This is a genomic window from Meiothermus rufus DSM 22234, from assembly GCF_000423425.1.
GTDB lineage: Bacteria > Deinococcota > Deinococci > Deinococcales > Thermaceae > Meiothermus > Meiothermus rufus.
The window spans coordinates 1-18714 of sequence record NZ_AUHY01000055.1; the positions used below are offsets into that span (position 1 = coordinate 1).

Below are 18714 nucleotides of genomic sequence, written 5' to 3' on the forward strand. Positions count from 1 at the left end.
CCTGCTTTGGCCTCGGCCAGCCTCTGTGCTTGTCTAGCGCCTTGCCATATCTCTCGGCCAACGGTGGTAAACTGCACCTGGGGAACCTCCTTTCTTGGTTGGTTCCCCTCTTTTTATCCCAGCTTAGAGTCTCACATGTGTTTGTCCGGGTTCAGCATGTTGACCTGGAAAGAGGTGCTTGCCCAGCACAAAACCCTACGCGGCATTGGCAGGACTAGCCTGCTGGTTGACCGGGGGGAGTCGGGGTACAAGAACCGCTTTTTGCCCGACGGCTCGATTCTGTATCCCGGTGAGGGACTTTGCGGCCACCAGCAGCCCACCCAGGGCAACCGGGTTCTGCTCGAGGCCCTCGCGGCCCAGACCCCGCTCAGGGTCTATTTGCGGGAGGGCCCCAACCGCTGGCGCGACCTGGGGCTATACCGGGTGGCCAGCGTGGCCTACCGTCTGGAGGAGGCCGAGCGCCGCTACGTCTACTGGTTTCGGTTAGAGCCGTTGAAGCGGGCCAGCTGAGCCAGGAAGCGCTCGAGTTTGTCGGGGTCCTTGCGCCGTGGGGCGGCTTCCACCCCGCTGCTCACGTCTACAGCGTAAGGCCGCAGGCCCAGGACTGCCGACAGGTTTTCCGGGGTCAGGCCCCCCGCCACGATCAGCCGGGGGTGGGAGCGCAGCGGAGCGAGCCACTCCAGGGGGTAGCCCTGCCCACTACCCGGCTGGGCCCCGTCCAGCAAAAGGGCATCGGCGGGGTAGGCAAGCCAGTGGGGCTGGGCTGGGCCCTGGAGTTTGAAGGCTTTGATTACCGGGTAAAAGCGGCGAACCTCTTCGGCCCACTCGGGGGGTTCCTGGCCGTGCAGCTGGGCCACCTGGAGCCGGGCGGCCTGCATCTGGGCCAGCACCGCCTCGGGGGGGGTGTCCACAAACACCCCGACCCGCACCACCAAAGGCCCCAGGGCCTGGGCGATAGGGGCCACTGCCTCGGGGGCCAGGTAGCGCCGGGTGCCCGGGGCCAGGACAAAGCCCAGGGCCCAGGCCCCCAGCCGCTCGGCCAGGAGGGCGTCCTCGAGGCTGGTAATACCGCAAATCTTGGCCCGAACCACCCTAGACCTCGCCTGCCTCCCATAGCTGCTGGAAGCTCTTGGGGCTGGGCGAAAGCCCGGCCCGGCCAGCGGTCCAGGCCCTAAGCACCGGCAGTAGGGTGTTGTCCAGGGCTTTTTCCGGCAGAAGGCGCAAGGCCCGGGTGGCCAGGCGGTAGGCCCAGGGCCGGGTCATGGCCATAGCATAGCCCCGGATGGCCGCGGCCTCGGCTTTAGGGGTGAGGCCTTCCGCCACCGCCCGCTGACGCCAGGAAAGCAGCAGCTTGGGGATGGGGATGCGCACCGGGCAGGCCTGGAAGCAGGCCCCGCACAAGGAGGAGGCGTAGGGCAGGGGCTTGGTTTCTTCCAGGCCCACCAGCCCGGGGCTGAGCACCGCCCCGATAGGGCCGCTGTAGACGTAGCCGTAGGCGTGGCCCCCGGTCTGACGGTAGACCGGGCAGGCATTGAGGCAGGCCGCGCAGCGCACACAGCGCAGGGTCTCCCAGGCCTCGAGGTCGGCCAGCACGCTGCTGCGCCCGTTGTCCACGAAGACCACGTGCACCTCTTCCGGGCCGTCGGGTTCGCCGGGCCGACGGGGCCCCTGGATGAGCGAGACGAAGGTGCCCAGCCGTTGTCCGGTGGCGGCCCGGGCGGTGAGCGAGAGGAAGACCGAGAGGTCGGAAAAGCGCGGCAGAAGCTTCTCGATGCCCACCAGGGCCACATGGATGCGCGGGGCCGAGGTGGAAAGCCGGATATTCCCCTCGTTTTCGATGAGGGCCAGGGTGCCGGTCTCAGCCACCACGAAGTTGGCCCCGGAGATGCCCATCTCGGCCCGCAAAAACCCCTCCCTGAGACGCTGGCGGGCCACCGCGGCCAGGGCCTCGGGGCTGGCCTCGAGGGGGGTCTGGAAGCGCTGGTGGAAGAGGCGGCGGATCTGCTCTAAGTTCAGGTGGATGGCCGGCCCCACGATGTGCGAGGGGGGCTGGCCCAAGAGCTGGATGATGTACTCGCCCAAGTCGGTCTCCAGCACCTCGAGGCCCAGGCTTTCCAGCAGGGGGTTGAGGCCCAGCTCCTCCGAGACCATGGTCTTGGCCTTGACCACGGTGCGAACCTGGCCAGCCCGGGCAATCTGGGCTACGATGCGCTGGGCGGCGCTGGCATCCTCGGCCCAGTGCACCGCTACCCCGTTGCGCCGAAGGTTGGCCTCGGCCTCCTCGAGGTAGCGATCCAGGTTCATCAGGACATGGTTTTTGACCCCCTCGGCCCACCGCCGCCAGGCTTCGGCCTCGACCTCGGCGTAGGCCTGGCGCCGCTTGCCGTCGAAGTTGAGGGTGGCTCCGGTTACTGCCTGGCGCACCTGGGGCTCCTCGCGCAGCACCCGGGCCGCTTCCTGGGGGTACTGGTTGGCGCTGAGTTTCATTGGACGGCCTCCCACAAGAGCGAGGCCAGGGGCTTTATGGGAAGGCTAAGCTGGCGCTTCTGGATGCGGCCCGCCAGGTGGAGCAGGCAGCCACCATCGGTGCTGGTGAGGCAGTCGACCTGGCTGGTGGGGGGCAGGGTGTCGAGCTTGCGGTCGGCCATGCCCAACGATACCTCCGGCAGCTTGACCGAGAACAACCCACCAAAGCCGCAGCACTCCTCGGCAGCAGGCCAGTCTACAATCTCGGCCCCGGCGCTTTGCAAAAGGGCCAGGGGTTCTTGCCGGAGGCCCAGCTCGCGCAGGGCGTGGCAGCCGTGGTGATAGGCGACGCGCCGCCCAGCGAGGCCCTGCCCTAGCTGGCGCACCCCCAGCACCCGCACGATGAACTCGGCTAACTCGTAAGTTTTGTGGCTCAGGGCCTCGGCCCGGGCAAACAGGCGGGGCTGGTCGCGGTAGAGCTCGGGGTAGAAGGCCCGCAGCATGGTGGTACAGGAGCCCGAGGGCAGCACCACGTACTCTGCGGCTTCGAGCACCTCCAGGGTGTGTTCGGCCACCGTTTTGGCCTCGGCCCAGTAGCCGGCGTTGTAGGCCGGCTGGCCGCAGCAGGTCTGGCCCGGGGGGAAGTCTACCTCGCAGCCCAGGTGGCGCAGCAGCCGTACCGCAGCCACCCCTGCCTCGGCGAAGAACTGGTCGGCCAGGCAGGTGATGAAGAGAGAGACTTTCATCCTACCGCGGATTATACGTGAATCCCAACCAGCTTTTGTTCTGGCTACAATACAGGCTATGCCGCGCCGCGTTATTCTCACCACCTCGAGCCAGCTCGAGGGCTACCAGATCACCGAGTACCTGGACGTGGTCTTCGGGGAAGCCATCCTGGGGGCCAACATCTTCAAAGACCTCTTCGCCGCCGTGCGGGACATCGTGGGGGGGCGGAGTGGGGCTTATGAGGCCGAGCTGCGCAAGGCCCGCCAGATTGCCCTGGGCGAGCTCGAGCAGGCTGCCGTGGCCCTGGGGGCCGATGCGGTGGTGGGCATCGATGTGGACTATGAAACCGTAGGTCAGGGCAACATGCTGATGGTGACCGTTTCAGGCACCGCGGTGCGGGCCAGCCGACGCTACGGGTAAGCCCGCGCCGCTGCGGTAGAATCGAACCCATGGAAAAGCCCGTGTATGTACCGCCCTTTTTACGGGGGGATGTGGAGGGGGTTCTTCTACCGGTCTCGGTCTGGTTGCGCAACCTCGAGGAGGTAGAGGAGACTGTGGAGAGGTGGGCTGCCGACCTGGGCCCGGAGGGTTTTTGGTGGGTGCCAGCCCCCGAGACCAACCCCATCGGGGGCCTGGTGCGGCATATTGGGGGTTCGTCGTACCGCCTGCTCTTACGGGGTACCGGCCAGGAGGTGCCCGAGGCCCTGCGCCTCCGCCCTGCCGAGGAGATGGCCCCCAGCGGAGGCGAGCCCAAGCAGGTGCTGGCCGAGTTCGCCGAGAAGATGGCCCAGGTCAAGGCCAGCCTGCGGGCCCTTCAGCCAGCCGACCTCGAGCGGGTGGTCCAGCTAGGCCAGTACCAGGTGAAGGCCATCTACCTCCTCGACCACATCGCCGCCCACGCCCAGCACCACGCCGGCCAGATCATCACCACCCGCAAGCTGTGGAACGCGCGACAGGGTTGAAGGGCCTTAGGGAAGCCCCCTCGCCTGCGGTTTTGCTCTGGTAGTCTGGAGCCCATCCAACTCATAGGCCTGGTGGCAAGATTGGGACATGCAAAGAGACCTGTTTTCTCGAGCGCTGCTGGGCCTGGTGGTTTTGGGGCTGCTGGCCCTGGCCCAGGCCTTTTCCACCGAGCGGATGCAGGCCGACCTGCAGGCCCTGCTGGCCCAGGGGCCGCGGGTAGCGGGCACCCCGGCAGCGCAGGCGGCAGCGGAGTACCTGGCGGCGGAGCTGCGCAAGGCGGGCTACACTGTGGAGTTCTTCCCCTTCACCTACAGCCGTACCCGCGACCAGGGCACGAGCCTTCAGGTGGGGAGCAGGGTTTTCCCGGTGCAAAGCGTGGCCGGTAGCCCAGGCCGGCGGGTGGAAGGGCCCTTGGCGGTGGTGCCGGGAGCGGGCCTGGCCGCCGATTTCGCCAGCCTGAACCTTGAAGGTCATATCGCGGTGGTGCGCCGGGGCGGCATTCCGGGTCTGGAAAAAGCCCGTCTGGCTGCCGAGCGGGGTGCGCTGGGCATCATCTTGCTGACCGAGGAGCCTAGCGGCACCCGCTTCACCTTCGGCGGGGATAGCCCCATCCCCGGGGCAACCCTCTCCCTGAGCGACGGGGGTGGGCTATTGAACCAGGCCAGCGAGCGCGCTGTGCTGGACGTGCGCATCGTCACCGAAGAGGTACAGGGGCGCAACGTGATCGCCAAACGGAATAGCGCCAACCCCCTGGCCATTGTGGGGGCCCACTACGACTCGGTGCCGGGTAGCCCTGGGGCCAACGACAACGCCTCGGGTACCGTCGCGGTGCTCGAGCTGGCCCGGCAGATGGCCAACAGCCCACTTTCCGAGCACATCTGGTTCATCTTCTTTGACGGCGAGGAGGATGGCCTGTGGGGCTCGAGGCGCTTTGTGGAGCAAAACCCCGAACTGGTACGGGGCCTCCGGGCCATGCTCAACCTGGACATGGTCGGGGTGGACGTGAACGGCACCCTGGGCATCGGGGGTAGCCCGGCGTTGCGGGCTTTGGCTGACTGCAACGCGCTGCGGCTGGCCTGCGGCAGCGCCCCGGGGGGTGGCAGCGACCATGTGCCCTTTGCCCAGGCTGGGGTGCCGGTGCTTTTTTTCTTCCGCGGCCTTGATCCCAACTACCACCGTCCGACCGATACCTTTGCCGACCCGGTGTTGATGGCCCAGGCCGCCCAAGTAGCGCAGGGCATCCTGGAACGCTTGCTGCGCTAGGTAGGCATCCAGTTGCCCCCGCAAACGATGACCGCCAGGCGCTGGGGCAGGTCGTAGTCCATCAGCACCGGCCCCAAGGCCAGCCCGGCGGTGGGCTCCACCACCTGCTTGAGCCGCTCCATCATCAGGCGCTGGGCTTCTAGGGTCACCTCGTCCGGCACCGTTACGATGCGGTCTACATACCGCTGCATTATCGGAAAAGTTTGCTCTCCCACCACCAAGGTGCGTACCCCATCGGCCACGGTTCTGGGGGCTTGCTCCAGCCGGACGCGCACCCCGGCTTGGAGGCTCTGTTGGGCGTCGTTGGCCCCTTCCGGTTCCACCCCGATCACTTCGCACTCGGGCCGCAGGGTTTTGATCACCGTGGCGATGCCCGAAATTAACCCACCCCCACCCACCGAAACCAGCACGGCCTCCAGATGGGGTACCTGCTCCAGCAACTCTAGGGCCTGGGTGCCTTGCCCGGCCATGACCCTTAGGTCGTCGAAGGGGTGGATGAGGGTGTAGCCGGTTTCCTGGGCTAGCTGGCGCACCACCGCTTCGCGGTTTTCCACCGTGACCCCCTGGTCGAAGACCTCGGCCCCGTAGGCCTGGGTGGCGGCCTTCTTTGCAGGAGAGGCATCTTCCGGCATGACCACCAGGGCCGGAACCCCCAGCACCCGCGCAGCGTAGGCCACCCCCTGGGCGTGGTTCCCCGAGGAGACCGCCACCAGACCCCTGGGGTTTTGTAGCTGGAGGGCGGCGTTAAGCGCTCCCCGGGCCTTGAAGCTGCCGGTTTTTTGCAGGTGTTCGGCCTTGAAAAAAAGCCGGTGTCCTAAGAGCCGATCCAGTCCTTGGCTGGTGAACACCGGGGTGCGGTGGATATACGGGGCGATGCGCCGGGCGGCGGCCTGGATGTCCTCGAGGGTCAACACAGGCTCATCCTATCGCGCGTGGGCCCCTCATGTAACGCCGAGGGAGGGCGTAACGCCTGGAATGGCCGATGCTTCCAGGCCGACTCGCCTACAGTGAGGGGCATGAAGCCGCTGCTCGAGGCCATTCGTACCCTGCAAGCCCAGGAGCTTCTGGAGGGAAGTTTGGCGCTAGAGTCGGAGGTGGTACAGCTTTGGGTCTACCGCCAGGCGGCGGGGTTCGACCTGTACCTCGCCTGTGGCGCACAAACCCAGCCTCAAGCCTTCGTAGGGCCTTTTCGCACTACCATAGGCCGGAACCTGGCTTCGGTAGAGGAAGTGCTCGAGGTTCTCCACCACCTAGACCTTTTTTACTGCATTGAACCAGGGCAGCTTTTGCAGCTGCCGGTATCCGCCCAGCCGGCTACCCCAGAGCTCGTGGCGGCGATCGAGCAGCGCTTCAAGCAGGAGGACGCGGCTCCTCAGGAGTCCCAAGAGGAGAACATCGAGGTAGTCCTCGAAGAACCAGAGGAGGATATTCAGCACCTGCTGCTGACGGATACTTGACCCCAAGGGGAGCTTGCCCCACAATGCCCCTGGTGGAAGGCGTGCGGTTGGCGGTCAGAACCCTGGGCTGCAAGGTCAACCAGGTGGAGTCGGATGCCCTGGTGGGCCTGTTGAGGCCCCTGGCCCCGGTGGTGGTGCCCCTCGAGGCCGGGGCCGACCTGGTGGTGATTAACACCTGCGCCGTGACCACCACCGCCGAGGCCGACGCCCGCAAGGAGGTGCGCCGGGCCCGCCGGGCCAACCCCAGGGCCTTCATCGTGGTCACGGGCTGCTACGCCGAGCTGGCCCCCGAGCAGCTGGCCGAGCTGGGCGCCGATGCGGTGGTGCCCAACCAGCGCAAGGCCGAACTGCCGGGCCTGATTTTGCAGCACTTCGGCCTGCCGGCCGACCCCCTTACCACCCCCCCCAACGCGTTCTGGGGTGCGGGGGAGCGAGGGCTTTTGAACAACTACGTGCGGGCTTTTGTGAAGGTGCAGGATGGCTGCAACGCCGGTTGTGCCTACTGCATCATCCCCCGCCTGCGCGGGCGTGAGCGCCACCGCGAGCACCACGATGCCCTGCGAGAAGCCGAGGGGCTCTTAGAGGCCGGGGTGCAGGAGATTGTGCTGACTGGGGTGCGCCTGGGTTCGTACCGGGGCCACCCCAGGGGCATCGCTGGCCTGGTGGAGGCGCTGGCCCGGATGGGGGCCAAGGTGCGCCTTTCCTCCATCGAGCCCGAGGATACCGGCCCGGAGCTGCTCGAGGTGATAGGGCGCTACGCTCCCCAGGTGCGTCCCCACCTGCACCTGAGCCTGCAGACCGGCTCTGACCGGCTCTTGGCCCTGATGGGCCGCCGCTACAACAAGGCCTACTACCGCGAGCTGGTTGAGCGGGCCTACCGCTCCATCCCCGGCTTTGCCCTCACCACCGATGTTATCGCCGGTCTGCCCACCGAGACCGAGGCGGAGCACCAGGAGACCCTGGCCTTTTTAGAGGAGATGCGTCCCAGCCGGGTACACGTCTTCACCTACACCCCCCGTCCCAAGACCCGCGCGGCCTCGCTGCCGCAGGTGCCCATCGAGGTGCGCAAGCGCCGCAACCAGGAGCTTCAGGCCCTGGCGGCCCGCCTGGCCGAGGCCCGGGTGCGCCCCCTCTTGGGCAGCAGGGTCGAGGTGCTGGTGGAAAGCTTTCGCCAGGGCAAAGCCTACGGCCACACCCCCGACTACTACGAGGTGGAGTTCAGCGGGCAGGCCCGCATCGGGCAGACCGTCTGGGTACGGGTGGAGGCCATCGAGCGCTACACCCTGCAGGGCGGGCTCGAGGCCATCAAGGAAGAACCGGCCCGGCGGCTACTGCCGCTGGTTTAGGCGCTCCACCAGCCAGCGGATGGCGAAGCCCAAGCAGATGAAGACCGTGGCGAACTGGGCCATGGCCGCAACCGGGCGGGCCACCGTACCCCCACCCAGCAGGGTGATGAAGTCGGGCACCCCGCGCAGCGAGCCCAGGATGCCCAGCACCGCCAACCCCAGGGCGATATTCATGGCCAGGGTTTTTTGCTTCGGGGCTTTGTCGGCCCAGATGCCCAGGAGGGCTATGCCCAGCCCCAGGGCCCCGGGTATGAGGGCGGTGGGGGTGAGGCTCGAGCCCATCACCGCCAGGGTGGAGACCAGAACCAGAAAAACCCCGGTCCAAAGGGCCCTGGCGGGAAGGCTGCGGCCCATCAGTGCCCCCTCCTGGCCCGCAGGCTGTTGTGGCTAAGCCCAGACATGCTTTGAGTTTAACCGAGGCCTAGGGGGCCTTCTGTAAGGGGGGTCGCCCTCGAGGTTTCCTGGTAGATTAAACCCCATGGAGAACCCCACGGTCTTCGGCAAGATCATCCGCCGCGAACTACCGGCGGAGATCGTCTATGAGGACGAAGAATTCATCGCCTTCAAGGACATCCGCCCCCGCTCCAAGGTGCACATCCTGGTCTGTCCCAAGGAGTACATCCCTACCCTGGCCGACTACCCCCAGACCGAGGAAGGGGCCCTCAAGCTGGGCAAGCTGATGCTCACCGCCAACAAGATTGCCAAGCAGATGGGTTTGGAGGGCTACTTCCTGCGTATTCATGTGGGCGAGAAAGGCGGGCAGGAGGTTTTTCACGTGCACGTGCACCTGCGCTCGGATGCCTGAGGAGGGCTATTCGCCGGAAGGTTTTTTCAGTTCCACCCGGTCTATGACCACGTTTTTCTCGTTGTATGCGGTTATGCGTAATCGCTCCTGGGTAGCTTCCAGGATGAGGTAGTTGGGGCTTACAAGCCGTACCTGGCTCTGGGGCTGTGCCCTCAGGAAGCCGCGCAACCATGCCCCGCCCCCGCCGGTTACGATGTGGACGATGCCGTGAGCCTCGAGCCGCTCATAGCTGTGCTCGTGGCCGGCCAGTACCAGGGCCACGCGCTGCCGGATAAGCAGGGGTTCTAAGGCCTGTCGCAGGCTGCGGGCACCGCCGTGCAGCCCTGAGGAATAGAGCGGGCGGTGCAGGGCAACGATTTTCCAGGGGGCCTGGGAGGCTTTTAGGGCCGCTTCCAGCCAGCGCCGCTGGGCCTGGCTAAAGTCTTCCGAATAGACCACGAAGACCTCGAGGTTCCCCAGCCGCACGGTGTAGTAGGGCCTGCTGACCTGGAATAGCTCGAGCTGCTTGCCCAGGGCTGGCCCGTCGTGGTTGCCAAAAGCCGGGTAGATGGGCACCGGGGGCAGGTCGGCGATGTATCGCAGGATGGGCTCTCCCGCGGGGTAAAAGTTATCGCCCACGGTGAGCAAGGCCTCGAGGGGGGCCTGCTGGTGTTGGGTGCGCATGGCCTCGGCCACGAGCGGGCGGTGTGGGCTTTCCGCGCCCCAGTCCCCTATCACAGCCAGGCGTTGGGCCCAGGCGCCAAGCCCGAAGCTCCACAGCAGCAACCAGCCCAGCCAGCGCACGACTAGGCCTGGGGAGGGCGGTTCTGGCCCTTGAGCTGTTCTTCGCGGATGCCCGCGGCCTCGAGTACCGGCTCGGCAATCAGGATGGGCGCGTTGGCCCGGATGGCCAGGGCCATGCCATCGGAAGGCCGGCAGTCTACCTCGTACTCTACGCCCCGGTGCTCTAGCACCAGCCGTCCGTAGAAGGTGCCCTCCTTAAGCTCCACAATCTCCAGGCGCAAGACCTTGACCCCTAGAAGCTCGAGGGTGTTGTGGAACAGATCGGGGCCTAGGGGCCGGGGGGGTTTCTCGCCGGAGAGGTGCACCATGATGTTTTGTGTCTCCAAGGCCCCGATGACCACTGGAAGGAAGAGGTTGTTTTCGGCCTTGAGCATGACGATCAGGTTGCCATTCCCCGGGTCTACACCCATGCCCTCGATGTGTGCTGGCACCATGCTTTCAGTATACGCGCCTTGGCTGAGGTGGATTTGAATCGCTTGTACCTCTGTCCTAGCCAGCGGGAACCCGATAGACTGATGGGCGTGAAAACATACCCTGTAGAGATCGCAAATGTTCGTCGCGAGCTACCGGTGGTGCAGGTGGGCCCGGATGTGGCCGTAGCTTTGTTTAATATGCTGGGCGATACCGAGGTGGTGGAGGCAGCGGCGGCCGCTTTAGCCCAGCGTATGCCTCCCGAGATCGAGACCCTAGTAACCCCAGAGGTCAAGGCGGTACCCCTGGCCCATGCGCTTTCGCGCCTAACCGGCAAACCTTATGTGGTGGCCCGCAAAACCGAAAAACCCTACATGATCAACCCGGTCTCGCGCACGGTGATCTCCATTACCACGGGCAAACCCCAGCTTCTGGTGTTGGATGGCACCGACGTCCCGTTGCTCAAGGGAAAAAAGGTGGCCATCGTAGACGACGTGGTTTCCACCGGCAGCACCCTCAAGGGGCTTTCTGATCTCATCAGCGAGGTGGGCGGTGTGGTGAGTGCGGTGCTGGCAGTCTTCACCGAGGGCTCGCCCCGCGAGGATGTCATCGCTTTGGGGCATCTTCCCCTCTTTAAGCCAGAGTGAAGGGGGTTGGCTTCGAGGTTTGGATAACCTTTCTTGGGTTGTCTATGTTTATACTCATGCTGTTCGAATAGTCTGGTGTAGAGCGCGAAACTATGGAAACCTATCCCATCACCATCGGAAAAATCACCCGCCATGTGCCTGTGGTCGAGACTCTGCCCGGTGTACACATCCCCCTTATCGAGTTGATGGGGGATGTGGAACTAGTACAGGCTGCAGCGGAGGCTTTGGTCAAGCATCTGCCCCCTGAGACCGATTACCTGCTGACCCTCGAGACCAGCCCCATTGTGCTGGCCCACACCATGAGCGCTCTTAGCGGCAAACCCTACGTGGTAGTGCGCCGCAAGCGCCGGCCCTACATGCAAGACCCCATCATCCAAGAGGTGGAGTCGCTCACCCTGGGGGTCAGCGAGACCCTTTGGCTGGATAGCCGCATGGCGGAGAAGCTGCTGGGTCAGAACGTGGCCCTGGTTTTTGATGTGGTCTCCTCGGGAGGCACCATGATGGCCCTGGAAAAGGTGGCCAAACGGGCAGGGGCCAATGTGGTGGCCCGGCTGGCGGCCTTTCATCAGGGCACCAACAAGCTGCCCATTACCTTCCTAGCTGAGATTCCTATCCTGCAAACGGCTTAACCGGGCTGGCATTGCAAAAGAATATGGCCTAGCTTTTGGGTGACGGGGTAGCGTAGGCTGCCCTGCCGCCAGACCAGGTATATCTGACGATGGGGAGCTGGAGGTAGGAAAGGCCTTAGGTGAGCGCGCTGCTCTTCGGAAAGGCACCACAAGGCTGAGGTGGGCAGTAGGGTGAGGCCGCCTAAGGTATCTACCAGGCGCACCAGGGTGTCTAGTGAGCCGCTTTGAAACTCCAAGGAGCGGGGGCCGGTGTTTGGTTGGCAGACCTGCAGGACTTGTTCACGAAAGCAATGCCCCTCAGCGAGGATCCAGGTCTGGGCCAGGGGTAGCTGCTGTGGCCAAAGTTGGTTTTCCCGATAGAGAGGATGCCTGGGGGAGACGTAGGCTACAAAGGCTTCCTGCCACAGGGGTTGGCGCTCAAGGTTTTCCTCGAGCTCATCGCTGGCAATCAGACCAGCATCCAGCTCACCTTGGCGTAGCAGGCTTAGGATGGTGGGGGTTACTAACTCGCTGACCTGGATACGCAGGGCTGGGTGCTGTTCCTGAAAGAGCGGCAGTACCCTAGGCAACAGGTAGGGTCCCAGGGTGGGGATTGCCCCCAGTCGGTAGCGCCCTTGAAATACGGTGGCGTTTCCTCGCAATAGTTCTTTTAGCCGGGTGGCTTCTTCCAGGATCAGCCGGGCCTGGGCCACTGCTACCCGCCCAGCCTCGGTGGGCTCGAGAGGGCGCTTGCTGCGATCGAACAGCACAACTCCCAGCTCCTCTTCTAGCCGACGGATTTGAAAACTGAGCGCGGGTTGGCTCAAGTAGACGTGTTCGGCGGCCTTGGTGAAGTTGCGATGTTCGTCGAGGGCGACCAGGCAGCGAATCTGCTCCAGTGTCATAGATTTATTTTATACCCTTAATCTAAATATCTATTGGACTTATAAAATCGTCAAGGCTACCCTAGGAACTGCCGAGTCATCGGCAGGAGGTGAAAGATGTTCCTACGGATTGACCGCTTGCAGATTGAACTGCCCATGCCCAAGGAGCAGGACCCCAACGCGGCCTCGCAGGTACAGGCTTTGCTGGGTGGGCGTTTTGGCGAGATGTCTACCCTGATGAACTACATGTACCAGTCCTTTAACTTCCGGGGTAAGAAATCGCTTAAGCCCTACTACGACCTGATCGCCAACATCGCCACTGAGGAGCTCGGTCACATCGAGCTGGTTGCAGCGACCATCAACAGCCTGCTGGCTAAAAACCCTGGCCAGGAAAAGGAGGAGGCAGCTAACCCGGTTGCTGCTCCCTTGGGCTTTGCCAAGGATGCCCGCAACGCTGCCCACTGGATTGCAGGTGGAGGCAACAGCCTAGTCATGGGGGCCATGGGGGAGCACTGGAATGGCGAGTACGTCTTTACCAGCGGCAACCTAATCCTCGACCTCTTACATAACTTCTTCCTCGAGGTGGCCGCCCGTACCCACAAGCTGCGGGTCTACGAGATGACTACCAACCCCGTGGCCCGTGAGATGATTGGTTATCTGCTGGTGCGGGGTGGGGTGCACGCTGCGGCCTATGGTAAGGCTCTCGAAAGCCTTACCGGTGTAGAGATGACCAAGCTGCTGCCTATTCCCCGCATTGAGAACAGCCTTTTCCCCGAGGCCAAAAAGTTCATGGATTTGGGCTTCCACCGTAACCTCTACCGCTTTAGCCCGAGTGATTACCAGGATCTCGGCCTTATCTGGAACGGCCCCTCGCCGGAGGATGGCAGCACCGTTGTGGTGGTGGATGGCCCGCCTCAGGGCGGCCCAGTTTTTGAGCCCGGGCACGACTCAGCCGAATTTGCTCCCGAGTTTACCGTCGAGGAGCTCTACGAGGTGGCACAAAAACTGTACCAGAAGGCAAAGTAGCCAGGCTTTTGAGGGTGGGCGAGGCCCACCCTCTTGTCATAGGGGTGGGTATGAATCGGTATGTCTTAGTGGTCTATGGAGAGGATCCCGCCGCTTCGGTGTTGCTTCGGATGGTGTCGGAGGTGCCTTTGGCCGCTTTTCAGGTGGGGGATACCCTCGAGCTGGCCGGCGTAGGGGTTCGGGTGATCACTGGGGTTCGCCACCGTTTGGAGCACCAAGCCACACCGGGGGGAATGTTTGCTTCACTGCATCACGAGATTCACCTTTTGACCCGCCCCGCTTGAGATGAGCCAAACCTGGCCTTTGCTGGCAGCGGCTTGCTTGAGCGGGCAGAAAGAAAGTTCTGGGGGCTAGTTTTCTTTTGTGCAAACAACCAGCGGATGAACTCGGCCTCACGGTAAACCCGGTTCCACACGTCGTGCCTTTCGGTAGGGTACTCGGTGAAGCGGGCGTAGGGGTTGCCTGCTTTGGCCAAGGCATCGGCCAGAGCCCTGGAAAAACTCACCGGCACGACTTCATCGGCAGCGCCGTGGAAATTCCAGATGGGCACCCCGCCCAAGCGCTGCCAGACCTTGAAGGGGTTGCCCGCTCCGCAGATAGGTGCAATAGCAGCGAAGCGCTGGGGATATAGGCACCCTAGGTTCCAACTGCCATAGCCTCCCATAGAAAGGCCGGTCAGGTAGACCCGGCGGGGGTTGGTCTGGTAGGTGCGCTCCACTTCGGCCAGCAGTTGGTAGGCCTGCTCCAATGGTTCGCCCACCCACTGCTCCTCCTTGGGGCACTGGGGCATTAATACCACAGAGGGCCAGCGCCTGGGGTTTTCCTGGATGGCTGGGCCAAGGCCTACTGTGGTCTGCCTTCGTCCGTCGCGGCCTCGTTCGCCGGAGCCATGTAGAAACAAAACCAGAGGCCAGCCGCCCCTAGGCACCTGGCCCTCGGGTAGGTAGAGAGCATAGGGAAGCTGGGCTCTGGGTTTATGAAAGGCAAAAGGCGACATAAAAAAGCGCGGTCATTGGCTTTGTGGCGCCTTTAGACCAATACTGGCTCCTCGTAGACCCCGTATACGGCACGCAGCTCGTCCATCATCTCGCCCAGGGTGCAGTAGGCCAGGGCGCACTCCACGAAGTAGGGCATAGTGTTGCGGCCTTCCTTGGCAGCCTGGCGTAGATTAGCCAAGGCCTGCCGCACCGCCTCGGGGTCGCGCTCACGCCGTACCTGGGCCAGCCGCTGGTTTTGTACCTGCTCTACTGCTGGGTCAATCAGCTGGATGGGAACGTTCAGCCCTTCGTCCTGGAAGGCATTCACCCCCACGATGATGCGCTCGCCCCGCTCGACTTCCTGCTGGAAACGATAAGAAGCGTCGGCAATCTCACGCAGGAAGTAGCCCTCCTCGATGGCCCGTACCACCCCACCCATGCGGCGGATTTCCTCGATGATGGCCATGGCCTGGGCCTCCATCTGGTCGGTGAGCCACTCCACGTAGTAGCTGCCCCCCAGAGGGTCGGCGGTGTGGGTTACGCCCGTTTCGTAGGCGATGATCTGCTGCGTGCGCAGGGCGATTTTGGCCGATTCCTCGGTCGGTAAGGCCAAGGCCTCATCGTAGGCATCGGTGTGCAGGCTGTTGGTACCGCCCAGCACCGCGGCCAGGGCTTGGATGGCCACTCGAGCGATGTTGATCAGGGGTTGCTGGGCGGTGAGGGAGACCCCGGCGGTTTGGGCGTGCGTCCGCAGCATCCAGCTTTGGGGGTTTTTGGCTCCGTAGCGGTGCCGCATCTCCTTGGCCCAGATGCGCCGAGCAGCGCGAAACTTGCAGATTTCTTCAAAGAAGTCGTTGTGGGCGTTAAAGAAGAAGCTGATGCGGGGGGCAAACTCGTCGATGTCGAGGCCGCGCTTAAGGGCCCATTCCACGTACTCGAAGCCGTCGGCCAGGGTATAGGCTAGTTCCTGCACCGCGGTAGACCCCGCCTCGCGGATGTGGTAGCCCGAAACCGAGATGAAGTTCCACTTGGGCACGTTCTTGGGGCCCCACTCGAAGGTGTCGATGACCAGTTTGACCGACGGCTCGGGGGGGAAGATGAACTCCTTTTGCGCGATGAACTCTTTGAGGATGTCGTTTTGGATGGTGCCGCCCAGTTTATTCCAATCGTAGCCCTTCTTCTTGGCTGCCGCCAGGTACATGGCCCAGATAGCGTTGGCCGGAGAGTTGATGGTCATAGAGGTGGTAACCTGCTCGAGGTTGATCCCCTCGAACAGGATTTCCATATCGGCCAGGCTCGAGACCGCTACCCCACACTTGCCCACCTCACCTTTGGAAAGGGGGTGGTCGGAGTCGTAGCCCATCAGGGTAGGAAGGTCGAAAGCGGTAGAGAGGCCACTTTGCCCAGCAGCCAGGAGTTTTTTGAAGCGCTCGTTGGTCTGCTCGGCGGTGCCAAACCCGGCGAACATCCGCATGGTCCACAGGCGGCTTCTGTACATGGAACCGTAGACCCCGCGGGTGTAGGGGTACTCGCCGGGGTAGCCCAGCTTTTCCTGGTAGTCGAAGCCGGGCAGGTCCTCGGGGGTGTAGAGGGGTTCGGGGGCGATGTTTGAAAGGGTTTTGTGCGCCACTGTGCGTTCGGGCATCTTTTCTACCGATTTACGGTAGGTTTCCCGCATCCAGGCGTGCTTGGGTCTGGGTTGTGCCATGCGCTGATTATATAACGTCTTTGCAGCAGCAGATAGTTTTTTCGTTAGGTTTTAGCCTGATCACTGAACGAAGCGGATCGGGTACTAGGGGATGCGCTGAATGGTGCTGCCAGGGTAGAAGTGCCCCAGGATTTGCCGGTAGTTCCAGCCTCGGCGGGCCAGCCCCTGGGCCCCGTACTGGCTCATCCCCACCCCATGCCCCAGCCCTCCTCCCCACAGGGTGAGGCCCAAAAGCTGGCCGGTGACGTCGCGTTTTTCTTCCAGGGCAAAAGCGGCGCTGGGCAGGGTGGGGAAGTTCAAAAGCGGCTCGCCCTGCCAGCGCTCGAGCACCACATCCTTCCCGCCGGTGAAAGCCCTGTCGGGGCGCAGTAGCTGGCGGATGTGCGATTCACGCTGTACTCGGTAGTGCCCGCTGGAGGTTTGGATTTCCAGCTCGCCCACATAACCCCCAGGGCTACGCCGGATCACCCGGATTTGCTGCAACCGGCCTAAGACAAACCCCTTTTCCGATAGCGAAGGGGGACCGCCGCGGCTTTGCACAAAAGCCGGGGCTACCTGGGCCCGTTCGGGTAGGGTGCGGCTCAGCAGGGCCTCTAGCTCCTCGCGGCTTAGGCTAATCTTCCAGCGCCAGAAAGGTGACTCGGCGTCGAAGAAGCCTTGGGGATTCCAGTTCTGGAAAAAGGCCAGAGCCTCGGCCTCTGTACCGATGGACGCGGGGGCAGGGTGGCTTTGGGGCCGCCCCTTCAGGTAAGGTGCGGCGGGCCGATCCATCCAGACTTCCTCGATGCTGGCGGTGGCCCCGGGGCTGGTGGAAAAGTAGAAGCTCTGAATGGGGGTGTTTCGGTAAGCCAGGATTTGGCCCAGGGTGCTGTCCACAGCAGCGTCGGTGGTGGGGTGGGGGCGGGTTTGGTTGTAGGCTTGTTCGTTGGACGAATCGTCTAGATCGGCTCCAAAGCGCTTCCAAAAGCTCTGGGCTTGTCGTCGGGTATAAGCGTAGGTACGGGCTGCCACAGCCTGGGCCTTGAGGGCCTCGAGGTGGAAGTGCACAGGCATTTCGCTGGGCAGCACCCGTTTTAGATAGGTTTGCAGCTCCACGGCGTTGACCACTAGCAAGCCATCGCCACGGCTTTCCAACCATAGCTCGCCGGGGTACTCGAGGGCTCGCCCACTAGGCCATAGTAAGCGGTAGCGTAAAGGGGTTTTCGCTTCGGCGGGCTTGAGCTGCGCCACCGCTTCCAGGGGGAAGACCAGCCCTTCAAAGGCGACCACCAAACGGCCGTTTTGGGAGCTAAAGGTAAGGGGTCTGTTGGGGAAAAGCGTCACCACGGGCCGAAGGTTTTCCCGGCGGGGGCCGCTGGCGATTTGCACGCTGCCCCCCTGGGGTACCAGGCTCAGGCTGGGGAAAAGGTAGCGCTCCTCAAAGGAGGCAGCTCCCGCCTGGTAGGACAGGAGGACCCGGATGAAAGGAGTATCCTGGCCTTGGGTGGGCAGGCTAGCTCCCCACGCACTTGCCAGGAAGATGAAGGCCAGCGCAAAAGCCCGTTGCATTTGGTTTTATTGTATTGCTGAGAGGAGCCGGGCCGAGCCGAGTTCGCCCACCGTGTAGCGTACATGGGCCAACAGGGCCTTTAGGAGCCGGTCTAAAGGGGCTTGTTGCAGAAGCGCAATGGCTTCACCGCCCGGCAGCCGTAGAATGCCCGCTAGGGCTTCCATCCCCTCTGGCCCCAGGTAGACCCCTCCCGCTTCTGCCCGGTCGCCATCCCGTAGGCACAGTCCCTGGCCCACCAGCCTGGGGGCCAGGCCCGCAGCCTTGATCACCCGCCAGCCTGCCCAGACCAAGGCGGCCTGGGCGTTTTCATGCTTGGCAATACCCCTAAGGCCCGAGACCAGCAGAGGCCAGACCCTTTCGGCTACCTCGGGGGAGGCCACCCGGAAGGCCAGCTCGGCCAGGAAGCAGGCGTAGGGGAAGCGCCCGGGGGCCTCGAGGCCCTCGAGCCGACCTACCAGCTCAGCCTGGGTGAGGGTGGGTAGGTCGTTGCCGGGCTTCTGGTAGACCTGGAAGCGCAGGTGATGGAACAGCGAAAGCCTGCCGCTACGCCCGGTAGGCCGCAGGGCTTTGCGTGCCACGGCTTGGGAGGCTCCTTCGGGTCCCACGAACGAAAGGATAAGGTCGCCCGAGGGCAAGGGCTTGCGCCCCACCACCAGCCCCTCACTCAGCCGATAACGCTCCACGGTCTTCATGCTAAGGGCCTATCGTTGGCCCCATCAATACGCCGGAACCCCTCTGGTGGCAGTGGGCCTGAACCTGGACGGACACATGTGAGACTCTAAGCTGGGATAAAAAGAGGGGAACCAACCAAGAAAGGAGGTTCCCCAGGTGCAGTTTACCACCGTTGGCCGAGAGATATGGCAAGGCGCTAGACAAGCACAGAGGCTGGCCGAGGCCAAAGCAGGCGACCCAGAGGTCAAGGAACGTCTGCGCAAGCTCCGACTGGTCAAAGCCCTGCGTGAAAGTAAAAAGAGCTGGAAGGAGATCCAGGACCTGGTGGGGATCAGCCGGGCCACCTACCACCGCTGGAAAAAAGCCCTAAAAGAAAAGGGCCTGGCCGGACTCAAACCCCGCTCCCGCCGCCCTAAGCACCTG

Annotated in this window: 24 protein-coding genes; 12 read left to right on the top strand and 12 right to left on the bottom strand. The window is 63.6% G+C overall.

What is annotated here, in order from left to right; all coding sequences use genetic code 11:
* Positions 1 to 156: 156 nt before the first annotated feature.
* Positions 157 to 510, top strand: coding sequence for an SRA domain-containing endonuclease (locus G552_RS0110365; RefSeq protein WP_027882972.1), 354 nt, complete (start codon positions 157 to 159; stop codon positions 508 to 510).
* On the opposite strand, the gene G552_RS0110370 is transcribed toward G552_RS0110365, so the two are convergent.
* From G552_RS0110370 to G552_RS0110380, 3 genes are read right to left on the bottom strand one after another with little or no spacing between them, the layout of a single operon-like run.
* Positions 471 to 1091 carry a phosphoribosylanthranilate isomerase gene (locus G552_RS0110370; RefSeq protein ID WP_027882973.1) on the bottom strand — a complete coding sequence of 207 codons (621 nt, stop codon included), beginning with the start codon at positions 1089 to 1091 and terminating at the stop codon, positions 471 to 473. The two genes, G552_RS0110365 and G552_RS0110370, sit on opposite strands and share 40 nt — an antisense overlap.
* 1 nt (position 1092) lies before the next feature.
* Entirely contained in the window at positions 1093 to 2487 is a 1395-nt protein-coding gene (locus G552_RS0110375) for a LutB/LldF family L-lactate oxidation iron-sulfur protein (protein WP_027882974.1), read from the bottom strand.
* Positions 2484 to 3212, bottom strand: coding sequence for a (Fe-S)-binding protein (locus tag G552_RS0110380; RefSeq protein ID WP_027882975.1), 729 nt, complete (start codon positions 3210 to 3212; stop codon positions 2484 to 2486). Before G552_RS0110380 ends, G552_RS0110375 begins: the two co-directional genes overlap by 4 nt.
* 58 nt (positions 3213 to 3270) lie before the next feature.
* On the opposite strand from G552_RS0110380, the gene G552_RS0110385 reads away from it, so the two are divergent.
* The 3 genes from G552_RS0110385 to G552_RS0110395 all read left to right on the top strand — a co-directional run bounded on the left by G552_RS0110385 (position 3271) and on the right by G552_RS0110395 (position 5418).
* On the top strand, positions 3271 to 3612 hold the full coding sequence (locus G552_RS0110385) for a heavy metal-binding domain-containing protein (protein ID WP_027882976.1): 342 nt from the start codon (positions 3271 to 3273) through the stop codon (positions 3610 to 3612).
* 29 nt (positions 3613 to 3641) lie between these two features.
* A complete protein-coding gene (locus G552_RS0110390; RefSeq protein ID WP_027882977.1) occupies positions 3642 to 4154 on the top strand; it encodes a DinB family protein in 513 nt (170 codons plus the stop codon).
* 88 nt (positions 4155 to 4242) lie between these two features.
* Positions 4243 to 5418 carry a M28 family metallopeptidase gene (locus tag G552_RS0110395; RefSeq protein ID WP_027882978.1) on the top strand — a complete coding sequence of 392 codons (1176 nt, stop codon included), beginning with the start codon at positions 4243 to 4245 and terminating at the stop codon, positions 5416 to 5418.
* Here the strand turns inward: G552_RS0110395 and G552_RS0110400 are convergent.
* Positions 5415 to 6332 (bottom strand): threonine/serine dehydratase family protein, encoded by a 918-nt coding sequence (locus G552_RS0110400; RefSeq protein WP_027882979.1) that lies wholly within the window; start codon positions 6330 to 6332, stop codon positions 5415 to 5417. The two genes, G552_RS0110395 and G552_RS0110400, sit on opposite strands and share 4 nt — an antisense overlap.
* A gap of 102 nt (positions 6333 to 6434) precedes the next feature.
* Between G552_RS0110400 and G552_RS0110405 the strand changes: the two genes are divergently transcribed.
* Both G552_RS0110405 and G552_RS0110410 read left to right on the top strand, forming a co-directional pair.
* Entirely contained in the window at positions 6435 to 6875 is a 441-nt protein-coding gene (locus tag G552_RS0110405) for a hypothetical protein (RefSeq protein ID WP_027882980.1), read from the top strand.
* Between the two features lie 41 nt (positions 6876 to 6916).
* Complete coding sequence (locus tag G552_RS0110410) at positions 6917 to 8221, top strand: MiaB/RimO family radical SAM methylthiotransferase (protein ID WP_027882981.1); 1305 nt, start codon at positions 6917 to 6919, stop codon at positions 8219 to 8221.
* Here the strand turns inward: G552_RS0110410 and G552_RS0110415 are convergent.
* Positions 8204 to 8575 (bottom strand): hypothetical protein, encoded by a 372-nt coding sequence (locus G552_RS0110415; protein WP_027882982.1) that lies wholly within the window; start codon positions 8573 to 8575, stop codon positions 8204 to 8206. The genes G552_RS0110410 and G552_RS0110415 overlap by 18 nt on opposite strands.
* Positions 8576 to 8699: 124 nt before the next feature.
* On the opposite strand from G552_RS0110415, the gene G552_RS0110420 reads away from it, so the two are divergent.
* The gene (locus G552_RS0110420; protein ID WP_027882983.1) at positions 8700 to 9026 is read left to right on the top strand and encodes a histidine triad nucleotide-binding protein; all 327 of its coding nucleotides are present in this window, start codon (positions 8700 to 8702) and stop codon (positions 9024 to 9026) included.
* 6 nt (positions 9027 to 9032) lie between these two features.
* On the opposite strand, the gene G552_RS0110425 is transcribed toward G552_RS0110420, so the two are convergent.
* Together G552_RS0110425 and G552_RS0110430 are read right to left on the bottom strand one after the other, a co-directional pair.
* On the bottom strand, positions 9033 to 9809 hold the full coding sequence (locus tag G552_RS0110425; RefSeq protein WP_027882984.1) for a metallophosphoesterase family protein: 777 nt from the start codon (positions 9807 to 9809) through the stop codon (positions 9033 to 9035).
* A gap of 2 nt (positions 9810 to 9811) precedes the next feature.
* Entirely contained in the window at positions 9812 to 10243 is a 432-nt protein-coding gene (locus G552_RS0110430; RefSeq protein ID WP_027882985.1) for a bifunctional nuclease family protein, read from the bottom strand.
* Positions 10244 to 10324: 81 nt separating this feature from the next.
* Here G552_RS0110430 and G552_RS0110435 point away from each other — a divergent pair, with 81 nt between their 5' ends.
* Positions 10325 to 10867, top strand: coding sequence for a phosphoribosyltransferase family protein (locus G552_RS0110435; protein WP_036270662.1), 543 nt, complete (start codon positions 10325 to 10327; stop codon positions 10865 to 10867).
* 92 nt (positions 10868 to 10959) lie between these two features.
* On the top strand, positions 10960 to 11496 hold the full coding sequence (locus G552_RS0110440; protein ID WP_027882987.1) for a type I phosphoribosyltransferase: 537 nt from the start codon (positions 10960 to 10962) through the stop codon (positions 11494 to 11496).
* Here G552_RS0110440 and G552_RS15240 read toward each other — a convergent pair.
* Complete coding sequence (locus G552_RS15240) at positions 11493 to 12380, bottom strand: hydrogen peroxide-inducible genes activator (protein ID WP_036270665.1); 888 nt, start codon at positions 12378 to 12380, stop codon at positions 11493 to 11495. The two genes, G552_RS0110440 and G552_RS15240, sit on opposite strands and share 4 nt — an antisense overlap.
* 96 nt (positions 12381 to 12476) lie before the next feature.
* On the opposite strand from G552_RS15240, the gene G552_RS0110450 reads away from it, so the two are divergent.
* Complete coding sequence (locus G552_RS0110450; protein ID WP_027882988.1) at positions 12477 to 13385, top strand: manganese catalase family protein; 909 nt, start codon at positions 12477 to 12479, stop codon at positions 13383 to 13385.
* Positions 13386 to 13435: 50 nt separating this feature from the next.
* A complete protein-coding gene (locus G552_RS0110455; RefSeq protein ID WP_156890726.1) occupies positions 13436 to 13669 on the top strand; it encodes a hypothetical protein in 234 nt (77 codons plus the stop codon).
* Here G552_RS0110455 and G552_RS15245 read toward each other — a convergent pair.
* The 4 genes from G552_RS15245 to recO form a co-directional block, all read right to left on the bottom strand.
* Entirely contained in the window at positions 13645 to 14382 is a 738-nt protein-coding gene (locus G552_RS15245) for an alpha/beta hydrolase-fold protein (RefSeq protein WP_084640424.1), read from the bottom strand. The two genes, G552_RS0110455 and G552_RS15245, sit on opposite strands and share 25 nt — an antisense overlap.
* A gap of 32 nt (positions 14383 to 14414) precedes the next feature.
* On the bottom strand, positions 14415 to 16070 hold the full coding sequence (locus G552_RS0110465; RefSeq protein WP_027882990.1) for an acyl-CoA mutase large subunit family protein: 1656 nt from the start codon (positions 16068 to 16070) through the stop codon (positions 14415 to 14417).
* 84 nt (positions 16071 to 16154) lie between these two features.
* Positions 16155 to 17618 (bottom strand): SpoIID/LytB domain-containing protein, encoded by a 1464-nt coding sequence (locus G552_RS0110470; protein WP_027882991.1) that lies wholly within the window; start codon positions 17616 to 17618, stop codon positions 16155 to 16157.
* A gap of 6 nt (positions 17619 to 17624) precedes the next feature.
* Positions 17625 to 18311: a DNA repair protein RecO gene (gene recO, locus G552_RS0110475; protein WP_084640425.1), complete on the bottom strand. Its 687-nt coding sequence runs from the start codon at positions 18309 to 18311 to the stop codon at positions 17625 to 17627.
* Positions 18312 to 18447: 136 nt separating this feature from the next.
* Between recO and G552_RS15250 the strand changes: the two genes are divergently transcribed.
* Positions 18448 to 18714 (top strand): helix-turn-helix domain-containing protein (locus tag G552_RS15250; RefSeq protein ID WP_156890727.1); only part of this gene is annotated, 267 nt, incomplete at its 3' end.

Coding starts and splice junctions, on each gene's coding strand:
- G552_RS0110365 (WP_027882972.1), top strand. CDS start 157: ATGTTGACCTGGAAAGAGGTGCTTGCCCAGCACAAAACCCTACGCGGC.
- G552_RS0110375 (WP_027882974.1), bottom strand. CDS start 2,487: ATGAAACTCAGCGCCAACCAGTACCCCCAGGAAGCGGCCCGGGTGCTG.
- G552_RS0110380 (WP_027882975.1), bottom strand. CDS start 3,212: ATGAAAGTCTCTCTCTTCATCACCTGCCTGGCCGACCAGTTCTTCGCC.
- G552_RS0110385 (WP_027882976.1), top strand. CDS start 3,271: ATGCCGCGCCGCGTTATTCTCACCACCTCGAGCCAGCTCGAGGGCTAC.
- G552_RS0110390 (WP_027882977.1), top strand. CDS start 3,642: ATGGAAAAGCCCGTGTATGTACCGCCCTTTTTACGGGGGGATGTGGAG.
- G552_RS0110395 (WP_027882978.1), top strand. CDS start 4,243: ATGCAAAGAGACCTGTTTTCTCGAGCGCTGCTGGGCCTGGTGGTTTTG.
- G552_RS0110405 (WP_027882980.1), top strand. CDS start 6,435: ATGAAGCCGCTGCTCGAGGCCATTCGTACCCTGCAAGCCCAGGAGCTT.
- G552_RS0110415 (WP_027882982.1), bottom strand. CDS start 8,575: ATGGGCCGCAGCCTTCCCGCCAGGGCCCTTTGGACCGGGGTTTTTCTG.
- G552_RS0110420 (WP_027882983.1), top strand. CDS start 8,700: ATGGAGAACCCCACGGTCTTCGGCAAGATCATCCGCCGCGAACTACCG.
- G552_RS0110430 (WP_027882985.1), bottom strand. CDS start 10,243: ATGGTGCCAGCACACATCGAGGGCATGGGTGTAGACCCGGGGAATGGC.
- G552_RS0110435 (WP_036270662.1), top strand. CDS start 10,325: ATGGGCGTGAAAACATACCCTGTAGAGATCGCAAATGTTCGTCGCGAG.
- G552_RS0110440 (WP_027882987.1), top strand. CDS start 10,960: ATGGAAACCTATCCCATCACCATCGGAAAAATCACCCGCCATGTGCCT.
- G552_RS15240 (WP_036270665.1), bottom strand. CDS start 12,380: ATGACACTGGAGCAGATTCGCTGCCTGGTCGCCCTCGACGAACATCGC.
- G552_RS0110450 (WP_027882988.1), top strand. CDS start 12,477: ATGTTCCTACGGATTGACCGCTTGCAGATTGAACTGCCCATGCCCAAG.
- G552_RS0110455 (WP_156890726.1), top strand. CDS start 13,436: ATGAATCGGTATGTCTTAGTGGTCTATGGAGAGGATCCCGCCGCTTCG.
- G552_RS15245 (WP_084640424.1), bottom strand. CDS start 14,382: ATGTCGCCTTTTGCCTTTCATAAACCCAGAGCCCAGCTTCCCTATGCT.
- G552_RS0110465 (WP_027882990.1), bottom strand. CDS start 16,070: ATGGCACAACCCAGACCCAAGCACGCCTGGATGCGGGAAACCTACCGT.
- G552_RS0110470 (WP_027882991.1), bottom strand. CDS start 17,618: ATGCAACGGGCTTTTGCGCTGGCCTTCATCTTCCTGGCAAGTGCGTGG.
- recO (WP_084640425.1), bottom strand. CDS start 18,311: ATGAAGACCGTGGAGCGTTATCGGCTGAGTGAGGGGCTGGTGGTGGGG.